General features: G+C 73.4%; 21 protein-coding genes and 1 pseudogene. 12 read left to right on the top strand and 10 right to left on the bottom strand.

What is annotated here, in order from left to right; all coding sequences use genetic code 11:
- Positions 1–100: pseudogene (locus tag ACIGAN_RS25630) on the top strand (IS481 family transposase); the annotation flags it as partial.
- A gap of 74 nt (positions 101–174) precedes the next feature.
- Here the strand turns inward: ACIGAN_RS25630 and ACIGAN_RS25625 are convergent.
- Positions 175–1,197, bottom strand: a complete 1,023-nt coding sequence (locus ACIGAN_RS25625) for a LacI family DNA-binding transcriptional regulator (protein WP_365742255.1) — start codon at positions 1,195–1,197, stop codon at positions 175–177.
- 139 nt (positions 1,198–1,336) lie between these two features.
- Positions 1,337–1,750: a helix-turn-helix domain-containing protein gene (locus tag ACIGAN_RS25620; protein WP_365095822.1), complete on the bottom strand. Its 414-nt coding sequence runs from the start codon at positions 1,748–1,750 to the stop codon at positions 1,337–1,339.
- A 116-nt stretch (positions 1,751–1,866) separates the two neighbouring features.
- Here ACIGAN_RS25620 and ACIGAN_RS25615 point away from each other — a divergent pair, with 116 nt between their 5' ends.
- Genes ACIGAN_RS25615 through ACIGAN_RS25605 form a run of 3 tightly spaced genes read left to right on the top strand, consistent with a single transcriptional unit; the run spans position 1,867 to position 4,562 of the window.
- Positions 1,867–2,718 carry a class I SAM-dependent methyltransferase gene (locus tag ACIGAN_RS25615; RefSeq protein ID WP_399860864.1) on the top strand — a complete coding sequence of 284 codons (852 nt, stop codon included), beginning with the start codon at positions 1,867–1,869 and terminating at the stop codon, positions 2,716–2,718.
- A 51-nt stretch (positions 2,719–2,769) separates the two neighbouring features.
- Positions 2,770–3,480 (top strand): ThuA domain-containing protein, encoded by a 711-nt coding sequence (locus ACIGAN_RS25610; RefSeq protein WP_365742259.1) that lies wholly within the window; start codon positions 2,770–2,772, stop codon positions 3,478–3,480.
- Positions 3,450–4,562: a Gfo/Idh/MocA family protein gene (locus tag ACIGAN_RS25605; protein ID WP_399860862.1), complete on the top strand. Its 1,113-nt coding sequence runs from the start codon at positions 3,450–3,452 to the stop codon at positions 4,560–4,562. Before ACIGAN_RS25610 ends, ACIGAN_RS25605 begins: the two co-directional genes overlap by 31 nt.
- 5 nt (positions 4,563–4,567) lie before the next feature.
- Here ACIGAN_RS25605 and ACIGAN_RS25600 read toward each other — a convergent pair whose 3' ends face one another.
- Entirely contained in the window at positions 4,568–6,046 is a 1,479-nt protein-coding gene (locus tag ACIGAN_RS25600) for a glutamate--cysteine ligase (protein ID WP_399860861.1), read from the bottom strand.
- A gap of 122 nt (positions 6,047–6,168) precedes the next feature.
- Here ACIGAN_RS25600 and ACIGAN_RS25595 point away from each other — a divergent pair, with 122 nt between their 5' ends.
- The 3 genes from ACIGAN_RS25595 to ACIGAN_RS25585 all read left to right on the top strand — a co-directional run bounded on the left by ACIGAN_RS25595 (position 6,169) and on the right by ACIGAN_RS25585 (position 9,158).
- Positions 6,169–7,341 (top strand): MFS transporter, encoded by a 1,173-nt coding sequence (locus ACIGAN_RS25595; protein ID WP_399860859.1) that lies wholly within the window; start codon positions 6,169–6,171, stop codon positions 7,339–7,341.
- A 164-nt stretch (positions 7,342–7,505) separates the two neighbouring features.
- Positions 7,506–8,384, top strand: a complete 879-nt coding sequence (locus ACIGAN_RS25590) for an SDR family oxidoreductase (RefSeq protein WP_399860857.1) — start codon at positions 7,506–7,508, stop codon at positions 8,382–8,384.
- 45 nt (positions 8,385–8,429) lie between these two features.
- Positions 8,430–9,158 (top strand): maleylpyruvate isomerase family mycothiol-dependent enzyme, encoded by a 729-nt coding sequence (locus ACIGAN_RS25585; protein WP_399860855.1) that lies wholly within the window; start codon positions 8,430–8,432, stop codon positions 9,156–9,158.
- 27 nt (positions 9,159–9,185) lie between these two features.
- On the opposite strand, the gene ACIGAN_RS25580 is transcribed toward ACIGAN_RS25585, so the two are convergent.
- Positions 9,186–9,581: a MarR family winged helix-turn-helix transcriptional regulator gene (locus tag ACIGAN_RS25580; protein ID WP_399860852.1), complete on the bottom strand. Its 396-nt coding sequence runs from the start codon at positions 9,579–9,581 to the stop codon at positions 9,186–9,188.
- 86 nt (positions 9,582–9,667) lie between these two features.
- Here ACIGAN_RS25580 and ACIGAN_RS25575 point away from each other — a divergent pair, with 86 nt between their 5' ends.
- Both ACIGAN_RS25575 and ACIGAN_RS25570 read left to right on the top strand, forming a co-directional pair.
- Positions 9,668–11,149: an MFS transporter gene (locus tag ACIGAN_RS25575; RefSeq protein WP_399860850.1), complete on the top strand. Its 1,482-nt coding sequence runs from the start codon at positions 9,668–9,670 to the stop codon at positions 11,147–11,149.
- 79 nt (positions 11,150–11,228) lie between these two features.
- Entirely contained in the window at positions 11,229–11,513 is a 285-nt protein-coding gene (locus ACIGAN_RS25570) for a DUF6332 family protein (RefSeq protein ID WP_399860848.1), read from the top strand.
- On the opposite strand, the gene ACIGAN_RS25565 is transcribed toward ACIGAN_RS25570, so the two are convergent.
- The 3 genes from ACIGAN_RS25565 to ACIGAN_RS25555 form a co-directional block, all read right to left on the bottom strand.
- Positions 11,474–12,139 (bottom strand): response regulator transcription factor, encoded by a 666-nt coding sequence (locus ACIGAN_RS25565; protein ID WP_365742276.1) that lies wholly within the window; start codon positions 12,137–12,139, stop codon positions 11,474–11,476. The genes ACIGAN_RS25570 and ACIGAN_RS25565 overlap by 40 nt on opposite strands.
- Positions 12,136–13,395: a sensor histidine kinase gene (locus tag ACIGAN_RS25560; protein WP_399860845.1), complete on the bottom strand. Its 1,260-nt coding sequence runs from the start codon at positions 13,393–13,395 to the stop codon at positions 12,136–12,138. The genes ACIGAN_RS25565 and ACIGAN_RS25560 overlap by 4 nt, the downstream gene beginning before the upstream one ends.
- Before the next feature lie 303 nt (positions 13,396–13,698).
- Complete coding sequence (locus tag ACIGAN_RS25555) at positions 13,699–14,409, bottom strand: TetR/AcrR family transcriptional regulator (protein WP_365742280.1); 711 nt, start codon at positions 14,407–14,409, stop codon at positions 13,699–13,701.
- Positions 14,410–14,565: 156 nt separating this feature from the next.
- Here ACIGAN_RS25555 and ACIGAN_RS25550 point away from each other — a divergent pair, with 156 nt between their 5' ends.
- Positions 14,566–15,015 (top strand): nitroreductase family deazaflavin-dependent oxidoreductase, encoded by a 450-nt coding sequence (locus ACIGAN_RS25550; RefSeq protein WP_399860842.1) that lies wholly within the window; start codon positions 14,566–14,568, stop codon positions 15,013–15,015.
- On the opposite strand, the gene ACIGAN_RS25545 is transcribed toward ACIGAN_RS25550, so the two are convergent.
- Complete coding sequence (locus tag ACIGAN_RS25545; protein ID WP_365095863.1) at positions 14,999–16,243, bottom strand: geranylgeranyl reductase family protein; 1,245 nt, start codon at positions 16,241–16,243, stop codon at positions 14,999–15,001. The two genes, ACIGAN_RS25550 and ACIGAN_RS25545, sit on opposite strands and share 17 nt — an antisense overlap.
- A 134-nt stretch (positions 16,244–16,377) precedes the next feature.
- On the opposite strand from ACIGAN_RS25545, the gene ACIGAN_RS25540 reads away from it, so the two are divergent.
- Both ACIGAN_RS25540 and ACIGAN_RS25535 read left to right on the top strand, forming a co-directional pair.
- On the top strand, positions 16,378–17,733 hold the full coding sequence (locus ACIGAN_RS25540; protein ID WP_399860839.1) for a dipeptidase: 1,356 nt from the start codon (positions 16,378–16,380) through the stop codon (positions 17,731–17,733).
- 61 nt (positions 17,734–17,794) lie between these two features.
- The gene (locus tag ACIGAN_RS25535) at positions 17,795–18,496 is read left to right on the top strand and encodes an MBL fold metallo-hydrolase (protein ID WP_399860837.1); all 702 of its coding nucleotides are present in this window, start codon (positions 17,795–17,797) and stop codon (positions 18,494–18,496) included.
- Between the two features lie 6 nt (positions 18,497–18,502).
- Here ACIGAN_RS25535 and ACIGAN_RS25530 read toward each other — a convergent pair whose 3' ends face one another.
- Both ACIGAN_RS25530 and ACIGAN_RS25525 read right to left on the bottom strand, forming a co-directional pair.
- Positions 18,503–19,588: an ABC transporter ATP-binding protein gene (locus tag ACIGAN_RS25530; RefSeq protein WP_399860834.1), complete on the bottom strand. Its 1,086-nt coding sequence runs from the start codon at positions 19,586–19,588 to the stop codon at positions 18,503–18,505.
- 127 nt (positions 19,589–19,715) lie between these two features.
- Positions 19,716–20,816, bottom strand: coding sequence for an ABC transporter ATP-binding protein (locus tag ACIGAN_RS25525; protein WP_365095873.1), 1,101 nt, complete (start codon positions 20,814–20,816; stop codon positions 19,716–19,718).
- Between the last annotated feature and the right edge of the window lie 26 nt (positions 20,817–20,842).

The raw sequence follows: 20,842 nt of genomic DNA, 5'->3' as shown, positions 1-20,842 counted from the left end.
AGACTTCCTGCACACCTACAACCACCACCGCTGCCACACCGCACTCGGCGGCCACCCACCGATCAGCCGCGTGAACAACGCTGCGGGTCAATACACCTAGGGCCTGTCGCTTGGATCACGCCGCAGACGCGCGGTCCGGCACGCACATCTGCGACCTGATCCAAACGACAGACCCTAGGGCCGTTCGCCGGGCGGGCGGGTCGAGTCGCGCAGGACGAGGCCGGGGGCGAAGACGCGGGTCTCGTGGACGTGGTCCGCGCTGGCCTCGATCTCGTCGAGCAGCATCTCCACGGCCGCCCGGCCGAGATCCTCGACCGGCTGCCGGACCGTCGTCAGGGTCGTCGCCCCGAAGTCGGCGATGTCGAGGTCGCCGTAGCCGACGACCTGGACGTCCTCGGGGATGCGCACGCCCCGTTCGGTCAGGCCCCGGCACAGGCCGGCGGCGAGGAAGTCGTTGGTGCAGAACACCCCGTCGGGCAGTTCCTTCAGGCCGCGGGCGATCTCCGTGCCGTACGCGACGGTCATCCGCTCGGCGACGACCTGGTCCAGCCGCGCCTCGCGCCGGCTGCGCACGGCCTGCCGGGCGCCCTGGTAGCGGTCGGCGCACTGGCGTATGCCGCGCTCGCCGTTGACGACGAGGATGTCGCGCGCCCCGCTGTCGAGGAGGTGCTGGACGGCGATGCGGCCGCCGGCGATGTCGTCGACGGAGGCCGAGCAGCCGTCCCGGTCGGGCATGGCGCGGTCGGCGAGGACCAGCGGGATGCCCCGTTCCCGCAGCCGGGCCAGCCGGCCCGGGTCGGCGCCGAGCGGCACGACGACCACGCCGACGGCCCGTTGCCCGACCAGCATGCCGAAGTAGCCCTGTTCGCGCTCCGGGTCGTCCCCGCTGTGGCACAGCACGAGCGAGTAGCCGTGGTCGTAGGCCGCGTCCGCCGCGCCCCGGGCGATGCGCGCGTAGAAGGAGTTGGTGACGTCGGGCAGCACCAGACCGATCGCGCTGGCCCGTCCGGTGCGCAGTCCGGCGGCTCCGGGGTGGGGGACGTAGTCGAGTTCGGCGACGGCGACGCGGACGCGCTCGGCGGTGCGGGCGTTGACGCGCTCGGGCCGGTTCAGCACGTTCGACACCGTGGACACCGAGACGCCGGCGGCGGCCGCGACGTCCTGGATGCGGGCGGGGCGTGCCGGAATGGCGTCCACCCCCTCGCTGTTGCGGCCGTGCGAGCAGGCACGACGGTGACCTTTCCGGGCGCCGCAAGTATAACGTGGAACGTTTTTCGCCGGGCGCGGATCAGGGTGTGCCCCGGGGCGAGGCGAGGCCCCGGTGCGCGGCGGTCCGTCAGCGGCCGGGCGCGTGCCGTCCGGGTGCGGTCGCCTGCTCCAGGAGGCGGCGGAAGGTGGGGCATTCCAGGTGACTGGGCGCCGGGCACGCGGCGGCATGCCGCAGGGAGTCGCGCAGTGCGCCCAGTTCGCGGATCCTGCGGTCCAGTTCCTCCGCCTTGTCCGTGAGCATCCGCCGGTCGATGTGCGGCCGGCCGTCCGGCGCGAGCATGCGGCCGATCTCGTCGAGCGAGAACCCGGCCGTGCGGCCCAGCGCGATCAGCGCCAGCCGCTCCAGCACGCCCGGGTCGTACTGGCGGCGCAAGCCCCGCCGGCCGGTCGAGGCGATCAGCCCCTTCTCCTCGTAGTACCGCAGGGTCGAGGCCGGGACCCCGGCGCGCTGCGCCACCTCGGCGATGTCCAGCTCCGTCATTGCCGTCCCGCTCCGTCATTGCCTTGACTTCAAGTCGACTTGAAGTAGAACGCTGTCATTCCCGTCCGATGACGGCAAGCAGCGGCAAGCAGGGGCGAGCAGAAGGAGCCACAGCCATGAACGACCCGCGCAGGAGCGACGACGAGCAGACCGCCCGCTGGAACGGGCCCGCGGGACAGGCGTGGCTGGATCTCCAGGAGGTGCTGGACGGGATGTTCCGGCCCTTCGAGGAACTGCTCGTGGAGGCCGTGGCGGCACAGGGTGCGGCCAGGGTGCTCGACGTGGGGTGCGGCACGGGCGGAGTCACCCGGGCCGTCGCGCGGCGCGTCGGTCACTGTGTCGGCATCGACCTCTCCGAGCCGATGATCGACGCCGCCCGGGAACAGGCCGAACGGGAGGGCGTACCGGCGGTGTTCGTGCGGGGCGACGCGCAGGAGCACGCGTTCGGACGGGCCGGCTTCGACGCCGTCGTCTCACGCTTCGGTGTCATGTTCTTCCGCGATCCCGTCCGCGCGTTCACGAATCTGCGCGGCGCCGTCCAGGACGGTGGCGCCCTGCGGCTCGTGGTGTGGCGCGGCCCCGAGGAGAACCCGTTCATGACGACGGCCGAGCGGGCCGCGGCGCCCTTCGTGCCGGAGCTCGCGCCGCGCAGCCCCGACCAGCCGGGCCAGTTCGCCTTCGCCGACCCGGAGCGGGTCCGCCGCTTCCTGGCGGCCGCCGGCTGGGCCGGGATCGAGATCCGGCCGGTCGACGCCGTCTGCACCCTGCCCGAGAGCGAACTCGAACGCTACGTCACCCGGCTCGGGCCCCTCGGCATGGTCCTGTCCGGGGCGGACGAGCGGACCCGGGCACGTGTCGTCGCCACGGTGCGCCCGGCGTTCGAGCCGTTCGTCGAGGGTCCGGACGTCCGTTTCACCGCGGCCTGCTGGGAGGTCCGCGCCCGGGCCGTCCCCGCGAAACTTTCGTGAGGCGCTGCCCCCTTTTCGGAGCCGGGGCGCCCTGCGCATAGTGAGGTCACGATGACGCAGAAGAGAGCGCTGGTTGTCCGAGGCGGTTGGGAAGGCCACGAGCCGGTCAAGGCGACGGAGCTGTTCCTGCCCTTCCTCCGGGACAACGGATACGCCGTCCGGGTCGAGGAATCGACCGATGTCTACGCCGACACCGCCGAGATGGCCCGCACCGACCTCGTCGTGCAGTGCGTGACGATGTCGCAGATCACGCCCGAGCAGCTCGCCGGACTGAGTGCGGCGGTCGTCGCCGGCACCGGGTTCACCGGCTGGCACGGCGGCATCGCCGACTCGTTCCGTGCCTCGGCCGACTATCTCCACCTGGTGGGCGGCCAGTTCGCCACCCATCCCGGCAAGGAGCCGTGCGAGCGGCGGGGCGAGGCGGCGGACAACTTCCTGCCGCACACCATCCGTCTCACCGAGGCCGGCCGCACCCATCCGGTGACGGCGGGCATCGAGGACTTCGACCTGCACACCGAGCAGTACTGGGTACTGCACGACGACCTCGTCGACGTCCTGGCGACGACCACGCATCCGGTCCGGCCGTGGCAGCCCTGGCACCGGCCGGTCACCTCGCCGGCGGTCTGGACGCGCCACTGGGGAGCCGGGCGGATCGTGGTGACCACCCCGGGGCACAGCCTCGACGTGCTGGAGCACCCCTGTGTCCGCACCATCATCGAGAGGGGCATGCTGTGGGCGACGCGCACCGCGTCGGCGTCGTAGGGCTTGGCGTCATCTCCGGCGCCTATCTGGACACGCTCGCGGGCCATCCCGCCGTGCGCGTCACCGCGGTCGCCGATCTCGACGCCGCCCGGGCGGCCGCGGCAGCCGCCGCGCTGCCGGACGCCCGGGCGCTGACCGTCGAGGAGTTGCTGAGCAGCCCGGACGTCGACACGGTCCTGAACCTCACCACGCCGGCGGCCCACGCCGGGATCGCCCTCGGGGCGATCGCCCACGGCAAGCACGTCTACGGGGAGAAGCCCCTCGCGGCGGGCCTGGAGGACGCCCGGACCGTCATGACGGCCGCCGCGCGGGCGGGCGTGCGGGTGGGGTGCGCGCCGGACACCGTGCTGGGCACGGGAGTTCAGACGGCCCGGGCGGCCGTGGAGGCGGGCTCCGTCGGCCGCCCCCAGTTCGCCTCGGCCGTGATGGTCACCCCGGGCCACGAACGCTGGCACCCCCACCCCGACTTCTACTACACGGCCGGTGGCGGCCCGCTGCTGGACATGGGCCCGTACTACCTCTCGGCCCTGGTGCACCTGCTGGGCCCGGTGCGGGCCGTGACCGGGGCGGCCGGCCGGCTGCGCGCCGAGCGGGTGATCGGTTCCGGGCCGCGCGCGGGCGAGCGGATACCGGTCGAGGTGGACAGTCATGTCTCGGGTGTCCTGGAGCACGTGGACGGGACGCTGACGACCCTGACGACGAGCTTCGACGGGGTGGCGACCACGGCGGCCCCGATCGAGGTGCACGGTGAGCGGGGCAGCCTCTGCGTGCCGGATCCCAATCGTTTCGACGGCGAGGTGCGCCTGCACGCCCTCGGCGACACGCAGTGGCGCCCCCTGCCCGTGGCGGCGGGCTACGAGGACGGGGCACGCGGCCTCGGCCTGCTGGACTTCCTCGCTCCCGGCGGAGGGCGCGCGAACGGCGAACTCGCCCTGCACGTCCTGGAGACGATGACCGCCCTGCTGCGCTCCGCGGCCGAGGGGCGGCGCGTGGAGCTGACGACGTCGGCGGCGGTGCCCGCACCCGTGCCCCGGACGGCGGCCGCGGACTGGAAGGGCCGGTCCGCCCCCAGCCCCGTGTGAACCGGTCAGTCCACCGGCCAGGTGTGCGCGGGCGCGTTCATGTGCATGTAGTCCGTGTACGTCCTGGTCATCTGCCGCAGCGCCTCGCGCCGGTCGGAGACGCCGGCCTTCTCCAGGTGGTGCACCGTCTCCGCCTGCCACAGCGCGCCGTTGCGGCCGGTGACGCAGCGCTGCTCGATGATGCCCAGCAGCGGTTCGCGCCACGCGGCGTCCAGGCCGGCCAGTTCCAGGCCCCGGTGGGCCAGGGGCAGCAGGCGGCGCAACACCAGTTCCGTGACGGGCACTTCGCCCACGCCGGGCCAGTACAGGCGGGCGTCGATGCCGTCGCGGGCGGCGGTGTGCAGGTTCTCCTCGGCGACCGCGAAGGACATCCGCGTCCACACCGGCCGGTCCTCGTCGACCAGGGCGCGGGTCAGGCCGTAGTAGAAGGCGCCGTTGGCGATGATGTCGGCGACGGTGGGTCCCGCGGGCAGGACCCGGTTCTCGATGCGCAGGTGAGGGCCGCTGTCGGTGACCGCGTAGACGGGGCGGTTCCAGCGGTAGATCGTGCCGTTGTGCAGGGTGAGTTCGCCCAGCTGCGGGACGCGGCCGTTGTCGAGTTCCCGTTGCGGGTCCTCGTCCTCGCACAGCGGCAGCAGGGCCGGGAAGTAGCGGACGTTCTCCTCGAAGAGGTCGAAGACGCTGGTGATCCAGCGCTCCCCGAACCACACCCGGGGCCGGACGCCCTGCGCCTTGATCTCCTCGGGGCGGGTGTCGGTGGCCTGCTCGAACAGCGGGATGCGCGTCTCGCGCCACAGCTCCTTGCCGAACAGGAACGGCGAGTTGGCCGCGAGGGCGATCTGCACGCCCGCGATGGCCTGGGCGGCGTTCCAGTACAGCGGGAAGTCCCGGGGGGCGACCTGGAGGTGGAACTGGGTGCTGGTGCAGGCCGCCTCGGGGGTGATGGTGTCGGCGTACGTCGCCAGGCGCTCCACACCGTCGACCGTGATCCGCAGGTCCTCGCCGCGCGCGGCGAAGATCTGCTCGTTGAGCAGCCGGTAGCGGGGGTCGCCGGAGAGGGCGGCCCCGCTCACGTCCGGCTCCCCCAGCGTCGGCAGGATGCCCACCATGATCAGGTGGGCGCCCACGGCGGAGGCCCGGTCCTCGGCGTGGTTGAGGGCGTCGCGGATGGCCCGCTCCCAGTCGCCGGGCCCGCCGGTCGTCAGCTCCCGGGGCGGGATGTTGATCTCCAGGTTGAAGCGGCCCAGCTCGCTGGACCAGGCCGGGTCGGCGATCGCCCGCAGCACGTCGGTGTTCCGCATCGCCGGCAGGCCGTGGTCGTCGACGAGGTTGAGCTCGATCTCCAGCCCGACCCGGGGGCGCTCGCTCTCGAACCCGGACTCGCGCAGCATGTGCGCCAGCACTTCCAGGTCGGTGTGCATCTTCTCCCGGTAGCGGCGGCGGTCCTCGCGCGTGAACACCAGGGCCGGCACGTCACGTCCCATCGTGCCCTCCGGGGCTGGCTCGGCGGATGCGTACCGTCCCAGCCTCGCACCTTGTCCCCGGCCCCGCACCCACCTAGCCTGAGTTTGTGCCGCAAATAAACAAATCCCGAACGCACAGTGCCGTGCCGGGCAACGGCAACTCCCTCAACCGGCTCCGCGCCGCCCTCACCGTCTTCTTCGCCCTGGACGGCTTCGTCTTCGCCGGCTGGGTCGTCCGGATCCCCGCGATCAAGGAGCAGACGAACGCCTCCGCCAGCGCGCTCGGCCTCGCCCTGCTGGGCGTGTCCGCGGGAGCCGTCGTCACCATGACCCTCACCGGGCGGCTGTGCCGCCGCTACGGCAACCACCGGGTCACCGTCGTGTGCGCGGTGCTGCTCTCGCTCAGCGTCGCCCTGCCGCCGCTCACCCACTCGGCCCTCGCGCTGGGCCTCGTCCTGCTGTTCTTCGGCGCCGCGTACGGCGGGATCAACGTCGCGTTCAACAGCGCCGCCGTGGAACTGGTGGCCGCGTTGCGGCGGCCGATCATGCCGAGCTTCCACGCCGCGTTCAGCCTGGGCGGCATGACCGGCGCGGGTCTGGGCGGGCTGGTCGCGGGGTCCCTCTCCCCCACCCGGCACCTGCTGCTGCTCACGGCCGTCGGGCTGGTGGTGACGGCCGCGGTCGGCCCCACCCTGCTGCGGCACGAGGCACCGGCGCCGCCCCGGCGCGAGCGGCGGGACGCCCCGCGCCGGCTGGACGGCCGCACCCGGGCCCTGGTGCTGGTCTTCGGGCTGATCGCCGGGTGCACCGCCTACGGCGAGGGGGCGCTGGCCGACTGGGGCGCCCTGCACCTGGAACAGGACCTGGGCGCCTCCGCGGGTGCCGCGGCCGCCGGCTACTCGTGCTTCGCGCTCGCCATGACGGTGGGCCGGCTGACCGGCACGACCCTCCTGGAGCGCCTGGGGCGGACCCGGACCGTCGTCGCCGGCGGCACCACGGCGGCGGCCGGCATGCTCCTCGGCTCCCTCGCCCCCTCCTTGTGGGCGGCCCTGCTCGGCTACGCGGTCACGGGCCTCGGCCTCGCCAACCTCTTCCCCGTGGCGGTGGAACGGGCGGGTGCCCTGGCCGGGCCGAGCGGCGTCGCCACGGCCTCGACCCTGGGCTACGGCGGCATGCTGCTCGGGCCGCCCGCGATCGGCTTCATGGCGGACTGGTTCACGCTGCCGGCCGCGCTGACCAGCGTGGCGCTGCTGGCCGCGATGGCGGCGGCGGTCGGCGCACTGGTGGCGCCGGCCGCCCGCCGGGCCGGGGACTGACCCGGCGGGCGGCCGTCCGGGTGAACGGCGGCCCCGGAACGCGATCCGCCCCGGTTCACAGGTCGGCACCGTCGTGATCCTGGGTACCCATGGCCACACCCGATGTGATCTGGCCACTCCCGATGTGATCACCGGGCCGTACGTCATCACCAGGAGGAAGACCCGTGACCGAACAGCAGCACCCCGGCGAGCAGCACCCGAACCCGGAGTTTCCCTCCCAGGACCAGCCGCACCCGGGCTGGACGGGGCCCATGGACCCGCCGCCGGACCACGGTGAGGAGTCCTACCGCGGCAGCGGGCGGCTCGACGGACGCAAGGCCGTGATCACCGGCGGTGACTCCGGGATCGGCCGGGCGGTGGCCCTGGCGTTCGCCCGTGAGGGAGCGGACGTGCTCTTCACCCACCTCGACGACGAGAAGGACGACGCCGCCGAGACGACCCGGCTGGTGGAGGAGGCCGGCCGGCGCGCCGTGGCCGTCTCCTGCGACATCCGCGAGGAGGACAACTGCCGGGCGCTGATCGAGCGCGCGGTGGACGAGTTCGGCCGGATCGACATCCTGGTGAACAACGCGGCGTACCAGATGTCGCAGCCCGACGGCATCGAGGCGATCTCCACCGAGCAGTTCGACCGCGTGCTGCGCACCAACCTGTACGGCATGTTCTGGCTGTGCAAGTTCGCCCTGGCGCACATGCCGGAGGGCGGCAGCATCATCAACTCGACCTCGGTGCAGGCCTACAAGCCGAGCCCGCATCTGCTGGACTACGCGACGACCAAGGGCGCGATCGTCACCTTCACGCAGGGCCTGGCGCAGATGGTGATCGACCGGGGCATCCGGGTGAACGCCGTGGCGCCCGGCCCGGTGTGGACGCCGCTGATCCCGGCGACCATGCCCGACACGCAGGAGTTCGGCAAGCAGGCGCCCATCGGACGGCCCGCGCAGCCCGCCGAGATGGCGCCGGCGTACGTCTTCCTGGCCTCGCAGGAGGCGTCGTACATCACCGCCGAGATCGTCAACGCCACGGGCGGCACGCCGCTGCCGTAGAAAACCCGGCGCGGGGCGCGTGCCCCGTGCGGCAGACTCGGCGCCATGGAGACCGCCGAGTTCCTGCGCGCGCTGGAGACCGAGGGCAGGCTGCTGGCCGCGGCCGCCGAGCAGGCCGGGACGGACGCGAGGGTGCCGACCTGCCCGCGGTGGCAGGTGCGCGATCTGCTGCGGCACACGGGGGCGGTGCATCGCTGGGCCGCTTCGTACATCACCGAGCGGCACACCGAGCGCCGCCCCCTGACCGAACCCACCGGCCCGGACGGGGCGGAGCTGCTGGTGTGGTACCGCGAAGGCCACCGGCGGCTGGTCGGCGCCCTGGCCGGCGCCCCGCCCTCCCTGGAGTGCTGGGCCTTCCTGCCCGCCCCGTCCCCGCTGGCCTTCTGGACCCGGCGGCAGGCGCACGAGACGACCGTGCACCGGTTCGACGCGGAGTCGGCCCGCGGCGGCGAACCCACCGCCGTCACCCCGCGGTTCGCGACCGACGGCATCGACGAACTGCTGCGCGGCTTCCACGCCCGTGCGCGCAGCCGGGTGCGCACCCCCGAACCGCGCGTGCTGCGCGTGCGCACGGACGACACCCAAGCGGTGTGGACCGTACGGCTGTCCCCCGAGCCGCCCGTGACCGAGCGGGGAGCCACCGGAGAGGCGGACTGCGAACTGTCGGGTCCCGCCGGCCGGCTGTACCTGGCGCTGTGGAACCGGCTTCCCCTGCCGTCGGTCACCGGCGACCGGGCGCTCGCCGAGCTGTGGCGGCGGACGTCAGCGATCTGACGGGCCCCGGCGGTCCGCCCGTCCGGCTCAGCCGTCGGCGAGCATCCGGGCCAGCACGGCGCGCTGGACGGGCAGCAGCTCGTCGTGCAGCGCGCGCCCCGCGGCCGTGAGGGAGACGCGGACGCCCCGCCGGTCCTCGGGGCACATGCAGCGTTCGACGAGCCCTTCCCTCTCCAGCCGTGCGATCAGCCGCGAGAGCGCGCTCTGGCTCAGGTGGACCCGCTCGGCGATCTCCTGCACGCGATAGGCCGGGGTGCCCTTGGGTGTCCGGCGGCGGGCGAGGACGTCGAGCACCTCGAAGTCGCTGGCGCACAGGCCGTGGCCGTGGAGCGCGCGGTCGAGTGCGCACTGGGTGCGCGCGTGCAGCGCCAGCATGTCGCGCCACCGCTCCACCAGCGCCTGTTCGGCCTGCTTCGCCGTCATGCGCGGCACGGTAACAGAGAACCGAGATTGTTGCATGCGAATTAAATGCGCTTGCATCTCATGCATACGCATGTAGTGTCTCGGGCATGACCTCTCCGCTCACCACCCCGACGTCCGGCGGACGTTGGACCCCCCGGCTCTTGGGCACCCTGCTCGTGCTCTGCGCCGCGATGTTCCTGGACGCCCTCGACGTGTCGATGGTCGGCGTCGCGCTGCCGTCCATCGGCGCCGACCTCGGCCTGTCGACCTCCGCGCTGCAATGGATCGTCAGCGGCTACATCCTCGGCTACGGCGGTCTGCTGCTCCTCGGCGGACGCACCGCCGACCTGCTGGGCCGGCGCCAGGTCTTCCTGGTGGCGCTGGGCGTCTTCGCGCTGGCCTCGCTGCTCGGCGGTCTCGTCGACTCCGGCCCGCTGCTCATCGCCAGCCGCTTCATCAAGGGCCTGAGCGCGGCCTTCACGGCCCCCGCCGGCCTGTCCATCATCACCACGACGTTCCCCGAGGGCCCGCTGCGCAACCGGGCCCTGGCCATCTACACCACCTGCGCGGCCACCGGCTTCTCCATGGGCCTGGTCCTGTCCGGCCTGCTCACCGAGGCCAGCTGGCGCCTGACCATGCTGCTGCCCGCGCCCATCGCCCTGATCGCGCTCGCCGCCGGCCTGAAACTGCTGCCGCGCAGCGAACGCGAGAAGGACCACGACGGCTACGACATCCCCGGCGCCGTCCTCGGCACCGCGTCCATGCTGCTGCTGGTCTTCACCGTCGTCCAGGCACCGGAGACCGGCTGGGCCTCCGCCCGCACCCTGCTGTCCTTCCTCGCCGTGGCCGTGCTGCTGACCGCGTTCGTCCTGGTCGAGCGGCGCTCGGCGGGCCCGCTGATCCGGCTCGGCGTGCTGCGCTCCGGCAACCAGATCCGCGCCCAGCTCGGCGCGATGACCTTCTTCGGCTCCTACGTCGGCTTCCAGTTCCTCGCGACGCTCTACATGCAGTCCCTGCTCGGCTGGTCCGCACTGCACACCGCGCTCGCCTTCCTGCCCGCGGGCGCCCTGGTGGCGGCCTCCTCGACGAAGGTCGGCGCGATCGTGGACCGGTTCGGCACCCAGCGGCTGATCGCGGCCGGCTTCGCGCTCATGGTCGTCGGCTACGCGCTGTTCCTGCGCGTCGACCTCGACCCGGTGTACGCCGCGGTGATCCTGCCGAGCATGCTGCTCATCGGCGCCGCCTGCGCCCTGGTCTTCCCGTCCCTGAACATCCAGGCCACCAACGGCGTCGACGACCGTGAGCAGGGCATGGTCTCCGGGCTGCTCAACACCTCGGTGCAGGTGGGCGGGGCGATCTTCCTGGCCGTCGTTACGGCGGTGGTGACCGCGAACTCCCCCGACGGCGAAGGCGCCTCCGCGCAGGCCGTCCTCGACAGCTACCGGCCCGGCCTGGTGGTCGTCACGCTCATCGCCCTCGCCGGTCTGCTGATCACCCTCACCGGACTGCGCACCCGCCGGAAGCAGCCGTCCGTCGTGGTCGCCGTGTCCACCCCGAAGGAGGCGGAGCGCGTCGCCGTACGCGACTAGCGCGATCCGGGGGCCGCCTCGCAGCGGGTGCCCGGCGGGCTGCCTTGCCCGCCGGGCACCCGCCTGTTTGACTCGCCGTATGACCAGTCACGGGGGACGGCGGACGCAGGCCGAGCGCGATGCGATCACCGTCGAGATCGGATACGCGCTGTGCAGTGCCGCCTTCGCCGCCGCGGTCGTCTTCGGGGCCGTGGCCGGGCCCGCCCTCCTCTTCGGCCTTCCGGACACGGTGGAGCTGCTGCTGGTGCGCGCCGGACTCGTACTGGCGCCGCTGCTCTTCGCCGCCCGGGTCGCGAGTGTGCTGCTGCGGTTCCGCGCGGCGGATCAGCCCAGCCAGCCCGGCCGCACCAGCCCCGACTCGTAGGCCAGGACGACCAGTTGGGCCCGGTCGCGGGCGCCGAGCTTCACCATCGTGCGACTGACGTGGGTCTTGGCGGTGAGCGGGCTCACGACCAGCCGGCGGGCGATCTCCTCGTTGGACAGACCGATCCCGACCAAGGCCATCACCTCGCGTTCCCGCTCGGTGAGCCGGGCCAGCGCGCCGGCCGCCGCGGGTTCCTTGGAACGGGCCGCGAACTCGGCGATCAGCCGGCGCGTCACCCCCGGCGAGAGCAGCGCGTCACCCGCCACCACGGCCCTGACGGCGCGCAGGAGTTCGTCCGGCTCGGTGTCCTTGACCAGGAAGCCCGAGGCGCCCGAGCGGATCGCCTCGAAGACGTACTCGTCGAGCTCGAACGTGGTCAGCATGACGACCTTCACGTCCCGCAGCGCCGGGTCGCCGGTCACCCGCCGGGTCGCGGCCAGGCCGTCGAGCGCGGGCATGCGGATGTCCATCAGGACCACGTCCGGCCGCAGTTCACGGATCCGCCGCACGGCCTCCTCGCCGTCGGCCGCCTCCGCGGCCACCTCGATGTCCGGCTGCGCGTCCAGCAGCGCCCGGAAGCCGGCCCTGACCAGTGACTGGTCGTCGGCGAGCAGTACGCGGATCACCCTCGTCCTCCTGACATGGTGCCGGGTGCGCCGTCGACGGCCGGCGGAGGCCCGAGCGGAAGAACGGCGAGCACCCGGAATCCGCCGTCCGGACGGGGTCCCGCCTCGATGGTGCCCCCCAGCGCGGCGGCCCGTTCCCGCATGCCGGCCAGGCCGTTGCCGCTGCCGCCCGCCTCGGCGCCGGTCGCGGGCCCGTCGTCGTCCACCCGCAGGCGCAGCGCGTCCCCGTCGTGCGCGAGACACACCCGCGCCTGCCGCGAGCCCGAGTGCCGCACGACGTTCGTCAGGGCCTCCTGGAGGATGCGGAACGCGGCCAGATCGGTGCCGGGGGCGAGCTGCGGCGGCCGGCCCTCGACCTCGACGGTGAGTCCCGCGCTCGCCGCCTGCTCCACCAGCTCGGGCAGCCGGTCCAGGCCGGGCGCCGGAGCGCGCGGCGCGGCACCGGGGGCACGCAGTGTGTCGAGCACCTGGCGCACCTCCCCGAGCGCCTCCTTGCTCTTGGCCTTGATCGTGGTGAGCGCCGAGCGGGCCTGCTCCGGGTCGGTGTCCAGGAGCGCCAGACCGACACCCGCCTGCACGTTGATGACGGAGATGCTGTGCGCCAGTACGTCGTGCAGTTCCCGAGCGATCCGCAGCCGCTCCTCGTCGGCCCGCCGCCGCGCGGCCTCGGCGCGCTCGGCCCGTTCGCGGGCCCACTGCTCCCGCCGCACCCGGAACAGCTCCGCCACCGCCGTGATCGCCACCACCCACGTGGCGACGACGGCCTCCGCGCTCCAGGAGGCGGCGGGGTCACCCGACGGCGGCAGCCACTGGTACAGCCAGTGCGCCACGAGCACGTGCCCGGCCCACAGCGTTCCCATCGCCGCCCAGGCCGCCCGGCGGTGCCCGGCGACGATCGCGCTGAAGCACGCGAGCGCGACGGTCAGGAGCACCGGGCCGTAGGGGTAACCGGCGCCGAGGTAGACCATGACGGCACCGGCCGTGCCGAACACCACGGCCACCGGATGCCGCTCGCGCCACAGCAGCAGGCCCGCGGCGACCACCAGCAGCACCCGCGCGAAGGGATCCAGGGCGGCCCGCTCGCCCTCCTGCCCCTGCGCCGCGAAGGCGGAACCGGCCAGCACGAAGACGGTGAGGACGGCGGTGGACCGCCAGGGCAGGCGCGGCGCGCGCTCCCCGTCGGCCCACCGGTCCCACCAGGGAGGCCCGTGCCGCCACCACCGCGGCGGACCGCCCCGCGCACGCTGCTCGTCCATACCGGCCACGCTAGACGCCACCGCCCCGGGCGGCGTCCCCCGCACGTGGTGATCACACGTACTCCCGGGGAAGTACGGGCCCCACCGCCCCGAGGCACCGGGAGCGCCGGGACGCGGCGCGCTACGGGGCCGGGGCGGGGCGCGCTACTCGGCCCGGGTCCGGGGCGCCGCAAGGCCGGGGCCCTGCGCGCTACGAGTTCGGGGGCCGGCGCGCCAAGGCCGGGGCCCTGCGCGCTACGAGTTCGGGGGCCGGCGCGCCACAAGGCCCGGGCCCGGCGCGCCACAAGGCCCGGGCCCGGCGCGCTACGAGGCCGGGCCGCGCTGCGGGTACACCAGCCCCACCCCCTGGGCGAGTTGCCCCGCCGCGTGCCGGAAGAACGCCGCGCGGTCCTCCACCAGCCGGTTGAACTGGCCGAACAGCTCGAAGCCGACGAGTCCGAACAGCTGGGCCCAGGCCGCGACGAGGGCGGTCACGGTCTCCGGCGGGAGGTCAGGGGCGAGGTCGGCGGCCATGCGCTCGGCCTCCGGGCGCAGGTCGGCCGGCAGGGAGGGCCGGGCCAGGCCGAGACCGCGGTAGGCGTCGCGGGCGATGCCGATGAGCAGCAGGCCGACGCGGGCGGCCGCGGGGACGGTGGTCCGGGGGGCGGTGTAGCCGGGGACGGGCGTGCCGTAGATGAGCGCGTACTCGTGCGGATGGTCGAGGGCCCAGTCCCGCACCGCCTCGCACACGGTGGTCCAGCGCTGCGCGGGACCGGCGGCGGCGACCGCCGCGTGGGCCGCCTCCGCCCTCTCGCCGAGGGAGTCGTAGGCGTCGATGATGAGGGCGGTCAGCAACTCGTCCCGGCTGGGGAAGTAGCGGTACAGCGCGGAGGAGGCCATGCCCAGCTCGCGGGCCACGGCCCGCAGGGAGAGCCGTGCGGCGCCCTCGGCCGCGAGCTGTCTGCGGGCCTCGTCCTTGATGGCCGCGGTGACTTCGATCCTGGCCCGGGCACGGGCGCCGTGTGCGGTGCTCATGCGGGGCAGTGTGCCACGAACAGAGAGCGGTGCACACAAACGAGAGCACTGCTCTTGCCGCGGAGCACCGCTCTCGGGCAGACTGATCCCGACGAAAGAGAGAGCAGTGCTCACAAAAGAGATCACCGCTCCGCCGCCATCACCTCAGGGGGATCCGTGTCCGCACACGTCAAGAAGCCCGGCTGGTTCACCAGAAACGTCCTCAACCGCCTGGTCGCCTGGCTGACCCGCCGCGGCGTCAGCGTCTGGGGCTCCCGCATCCTGGCCGTGCGCGGACGCAAGAGCGGACAGTGGCGCACCACCCCGGTCAATGTGCTGACCCTGGACGGCCGGCGGTACCTCGTCGCGCCCCGCGGCCACGTCCAGTGGACGCACAACATGCGCGCGGCGGGCGGCGGCGAACTGCGCCTCGGCAAGAACGTGGACCCGTTCACCGCGACCGAGGTGCCCGACGCCGGCAAGGCGCCGATCCTGCGCGCCTACCTCGAGCGCTGGAAGGCTGAGGTCGGGGTCTTCTTCGACGGCGTCGGCCCCGGCTCCCCGGAGGCCGAGCTGCGCCGCATCGCCCCCGATCACCCGGTCTTCGAGATCACTCCGGCGCGCTGACCTCGCCGCCGCCCGTCGCGGGGCGGCGGTCCATCGCGGTGAGGGCCCGCTGCGCCAGCGGATGCGTGCGGACGATCTCGCCCAGGGACGTCGACCCCTGCGTGATCTCCTTGAACGCCTTCCAGGCCGGGCGGAAGCCCGTCAGCACCGCGTGGAAGAGTCCGGGGCGGCGCTCGAAGACCGTCAGCAGCCGCTTGCCGACGCTCATCTCCACACCGAGCCCGGCCTTGACCGCGAAGGCGTAGTTCAGGGCCTGCCGGCGGGTGTCCACGGCGTCGTGCGCCTCGGCGATGCGCACCGCCCACTCCCCCGCCAGGCGGCCGGAGCGCAGCGCGAAGGAGATGCCCTCGCGGGTCCACGGCTCCAGCAGCCCCGCCGCGTCGCCGCAGACCAGCACCCGTCCGCGGGACAGCGGCGAGTCCTCGGCCCGGCAGCGGGTCAAGTGCCCGGAGGAGATGCTCGGTTCGAAGCCGGCCAGGCCGAGCCGTCCGATGAACTCCTCCAGATACCGCTTGGTCGCGGCTCCTTCGCCGCGCGCCGAGATCACCCCGACCGTCAGGGTGTCGCCCTTGGGGAAGACCCAGCCGTAACTGCCGGGCATCGGCCCCCAGTCGATGAGCACCCGGCCCTTCCAGTCCTCGGCGACCGTGTCCGGCACCGGGATCTCCGCCTCCAGGCCGAGATCCACCTGCTCCACCTTGACCCCGACGTGGGCCCCTATGCGGCTGGCGCTGCCGTCCGCCCCGACCACGGCCCGGGCCAGCACGACCTCGCCGCCCTGCAGCACGACCGCGACCGTGCGCCGGTCCGGCACCGCCGAGCCGTGCTGCTCGACCCGCTGGACCGTGACGCCCGTGCGCAGCTCGGCGCCGGCCTTCTGGGCGTGCTCGACCAGCTGCTGGTCGAACTCGGGCCGGTTGATCAGCCCGAACAGCATCTGCCGGGAGCGGCGCGTGCGCGTGAAGCGGCCGTTGTTCGAGAAGGTCACCGCGTGCACCCGGTCCTTCAGGGGCAGCTCGAAGCCGGGCGGCAGCGCGTCGCGCGAGGGGCCGATGATGCCGCCGCCGCACGTCTTGTACCGCGGCAGCTCGGCCTTCTCCAGCAACAGCACACGTCTCCCGGCGACCGCCGCCGCGTACGCGGCCGAAGCGCCCGCGGGTCCCGCGCCCACCACGACGACGTCCCACACCTGCCGCACGTCGTCCGCCGAAGAGTTCTCGCTGCTCACGATGGTCTACTGCTCCCGATCAAGCCGCCCGCTGCTGCTGTCTCCCGCATCCTACGGCCGACCTGGTCACAGGCCGCTGTGGGAGGATCTACAGCACTCACCGCTACAACGTCGCACCCACAAGGAGCGTGCCCATGTCGTCGCATCCGGTCGCCGGGACCGTCGCCTCACTGATGCCCCGGGCGAAGCAGGAGCTCGCCGAGCTGGTGGCCTTCCGGTCGGTGGCGGACTTCGAGCAGTTCCCGCGGAGCGAGAGCGAGGGGGCCGCGCGCTGGGTCGCGGAGGCGCTGACCGCCGAGGGCTTCCAGGACGTGGCGCTGCTCGACACCCCGGACGGCACGCAGTCGGTCTACGGCTACCTGCCCGGCCCGCCCGGAGCGAAGACGGTCCTGCTGTACGCGCACTACGACGTGCAGCCGCCGCTGGACGAGGCAGGCTGGACGACCCCGCCGTTCGAGCTGACCGAGCGGGACGGGCGCTGGTACGGGCGGGGCGCCGCCGACTGCAAGGGCGGTGTGATCATGCACCTGCTGGCGCTGCGCGCGCTGAAGGCGAACGGCGGCGTCCCGGTGCACGTGAAGGTGATCGCCGAGGGCTCGGAGGAGATGGGCACGGGCGGCCTGGAGCGGTACGCCGAGGAGCACCCGGAGCTGCTGGAGGCCGACACGATCGTCATCGGCGACGCGGGCAACTTCCGGGTGGGCCTGCCGACCGTCACCTCCACCCTGCGGGGCATGACGCTGGTGCGGGTGAGCGTGGACACGCTCGCGGGGAATCTGCACTCGGGCCAGTTCGGCGGGGCCGCGCCCGACGCGCTGGCCGCGCTGATCCGCGCGCTGGACTCGCTGCGCGCCGAGGACGGCTCGACGACGGTCGACGGGCTGACGTCGGACGCGTCCTGGGACGGGCTGAGTTACGACGAGGAGCAGTTCCGCCGGGACGCCAAGGTGCTGGACGGCGTGGAGCTGATCGGGTCGGGGACGGTCGCCGACCGCATCTGGGCGCGGCCGGCCGTGACGGTGCTCGGCATCGACTGCCCGCCCGTGGTCGGCGCCACCCCGTCGGTGCAGGCGAGCGCCCGTGCGCTGGTCAGCCTGCGGGTGCCGCCGGGCGTGGACGCGGCCGAGGCGACCAAGCTGCTCCAGGCGCACCTGGAGGCGCACACGCCGTGGGGCGCCCGGGTGAGCACCGAGCAGATCGGCCAGGGCCAGGCGTTCCGCGCCGACACCACCAGCCCGGCCTACCAGGCCATGGCGGACGCGATGGCGGTGGCGTACCCGGGTCAGGAGATGCAGTACGCCGGCCAGGGCGGCTCCATCCCGCTGTGCAACACGCTCGCGGCGCTCTACCCGCGGGCGGAGATCCTGCTCATCGGGCTGAGTGAGCCGGAGGCGCAGATCCACGCGGTGAACGAGAGCGTGTCGCCCGAGGAGCTGGAGCGGCTGTCGGTGGCGGAGGCGCTGTTCCTGCGCAACTACGCGGCGAGCTGACGGCTCTGCCGTCGGCAGAAGGCCCTCGTCCGCGGACGGGGGCCTTCTCTACGGTCGTGCCATGGACGTCATCGAGCTGCTCCCCCGCCTGCGTCTGCTGCGTTTCCCGGTCGGCCAGGCCTATCTGTGGCGCGACGGAGAGGAGTGGACGCTGGTCGACGCGGGCCCGGCGGGTTCCGGGGCCCTGATCGCCGAGGCGGTGACCGCGCTGGGTTCGGATCCCCGGGCCGTGCGGCGGATCGTGCTCACGCACTTCCACGAGGACCACGCGGGCGGGGCGGCCGAGTTCGCGGCGCTCAGCGGTGCCGAGGTGCTGGCGCACCGGCTGGACGCGCCGTTCGTACGGGGGGACGCCCCGGGCCCGGAGCCGGTGTTCGAGGACTGGGAGCGGCCGCTGCACGAACGGGCGGTTCGGCTGCTGCCCACCGGTGACGTCGCCCGGCCCGCCGAGGTCACGGAGCTGGCCGGCGGCGAGGTACTGGACATCGGCGGCGGGGCACGGGTCGTGCACGTGCCGGGGCACACGGAGGGCAGTGTGGCGCTGCATCTGCCGCAGCACGGGGTGCTGTTCACGGGTGACACGGTCGCGGCGTCACCCGTGGACGGCTCGGTGATCCCCGGCGTGTTCAATCTCGACCGTGACCGGGTCCTGGCCGCCTGCGGACACTTGGCGGACCTGGACCCGGACGTCGCCTGCTTCGGCCACGGGGACCCGGTGACGGCACGGGCGTCCCGCGCGCTGCGGCACGCGGCCCGGGGATAGCCGCCGCTACCCGAGCGCCGGGTCCAGGACGATGTCCCGCGCCCGGGCCGCGACCGTCGGCTCCTCGGGGAAGTGGCAGGCGGTGAGATGGCCGGCGGGGCTGCCCTCCACGCGCACCAGTGGCGGTTCCTCGGTGGCGCACGTGTCCCGGGCCTTCCAGCAGCGGGTGCGGAAGCGGCACCCGGAGGGCGGGTCGATGGGCGAGGGCACGTCCCCGGCCAGCCGGATGCGCTCGCGCCGTTCGGTGGCGTCCGGGTCGGCGTCGGGCACGGCGGACAGCAGGGCGTGGGTGTAGGGGTGCCGGGGGCGGGTGTAGAGGGACTCCCGGTCGGCGACCTCGACGATCTTGCCGAGGTACATCACGGCGACGCGTTCGGAGAAGTGCCGTACGACGGCGAGGTCGTGGGCGATGAAGACGAAGGCGATGCCGAACTCCCGCTGCAGGTCCTGGAGGAGGTTGACGACCTGGGCCTGGATGGAGACGTCCAGCGCGGAGACGGGTTCGTCGGCGACGATCAGCTTGGGTCGCAGCGCCAGCGCGCGGGCGATGCCGATGCGCTGGCGCTGGCCGCCGGAGAACTCGTCGGGGTAGCGGTTGCAGTGCTCCGGGTTGAGGCCGACCGTCTCCAGCAGTTCCTGGGTGCGCTTCTTGTGCCCCTGGGGCGGGTTGATGCCGTTGAGCCGCATCGGCGTCTCGACGATCGTGCCGACGGTGTGCCGCGGGTTCAGCGAGGAGTAGGGGTCCTGGAAGATCATCTGGAGGTTGCGGCGGGCTTCGCGCATCCGTGCGGGCGACCGGTGCGTGATGTCCTCGCCGTCGAACACGACGGAGCCGCCGGTCGGTTCGAGCAGGCGGGTGACGAGGCGTCCCGTGGTGGACTTGCCGCATCCGGACTCGCCGACCAGGCCGAGCGACTCGCCGGGCCCGACGGAGAAGTCGATGCCGTCGACGGCGCGCACGGCCCCGATCTGCCGCTGGAAGACGATGCCCTGCCGCAGCGGGAAGTGCTTCTGCAGCCCCCGCACTTCCAGGAGGCTCTCCCCGGCGGGGTGGTCGATGGGCCGCCCGGTCACGGGCTGGGTGGTGCTCACGGCGTGCTCCCTTTCGTCCGCGCCGACAGTGCGGCGTCCGCCGCCACTCCTTCGTCCGCCACCGGCATCCCTTCGTCCGCCACAGGCATCGCTTCGTCCGCCACCGCCATCGCTTCGTCCGCCGCCGTCACGGCGCGGTCCGTGCGGGTGCGGCGTGGTCGTCCGGGCCGGTTCCGCCGCCGCGGATCTCCTGCTTGGCCGCGTCGGTGAGGTGGCAGGCGGCGAGGTGTCCCTCGCTGCCGGTGAGGAGGCGCAGTTCGGGCCGCTCCACGGTGCACCGGCCGTCCGGGACCCAGCCCTTGTAGGCGCAGCGCGGGTGGAAGGCGCAGCCGCCGGGCAGGTGGATCAGGCTCGGCGGGGTGCCGGGGATCGGGTCGAGCCGTTGGCCGACGTCGCCGGTGAGGTGCGGCATCGACCGCAACAGGCCCCAGGTGTAAGGGTGTTGAGGATTCTTGAGGACATCGCGGGTGGTGCCGTACTCGATGCGGCGGCCGCCGTACATGACCAGGATGTCGTCGGCGACGTCGGAGACCACCCCGAGGTCGTGGGTGATGATGACGACGGCGGAGCCGAACTCCTCCTGGAGATCGCCGATGAGATCGAGGATCTGCGCCTGGACGGTGACGTCGAGGGCGGTGGTGGGTTCGTCGGCGATGAGCAGGGCGGGGTCGCAGACCAGGGACATGGCGATCATGGCGCGCTGGCGCATGCCGCCGGAGAACTGGTGGGGGTAGTCCCCGGCCCGGCGTTCGGGCTGCGGGATGCCGACCCGCTTCAGCATCTCCACCGCGCGGTCCCTGGCCTCCTTCTTGGAGACCTTGTGGTGGACGCGGTAGGCCTCGGCGATCTGGGAGCCGACGGTGAAGAAGGGGTGCAGCGCGGACAGCGGGTCCTGGAAGATCATGGAGACGGTGCGGCCGCGCAGGGCGCGCATCTCGGCCTCGGGCAGGCCGACGAGTTCCCTGCCCTCCAGCCAGATCTCGCCGCCGACCCGGGCACGGGTGCCCTTGTGCAGTCCGAGCAGGGCCAGTGAGGTCACCGACTTGCCGGAGCCGGACTCGCCGACGATGCCGAGGGTGCGGCCCTTCTCCAGGGTGAAGGAGACGCCGTCGACGGACCTGACGAGGCCGTCCTCGGTCGGGAAGTGCACCTTCAGGTCGCGTACGTCGAGGAAGGGCGCGGGGCCGGGCGCGCGGTCCGCGCGCCGTGGTGAGGTCTGAACGGACACGGGTGTTCCTACGGACGAAGAGGGGC

It is taken from the genome of Streptomyces sp. NPDC085931, assembly GCF_044540565.1.
Classification (GTDB): domain Bacteria; phylum Actinomycetota; class Actinomycetes; order Streptomycetales; family Streptomycetaceae; genus Streptomyces.
This window is presented reverse-complemented; position numbering and strand designations above follow the sequence as displayed.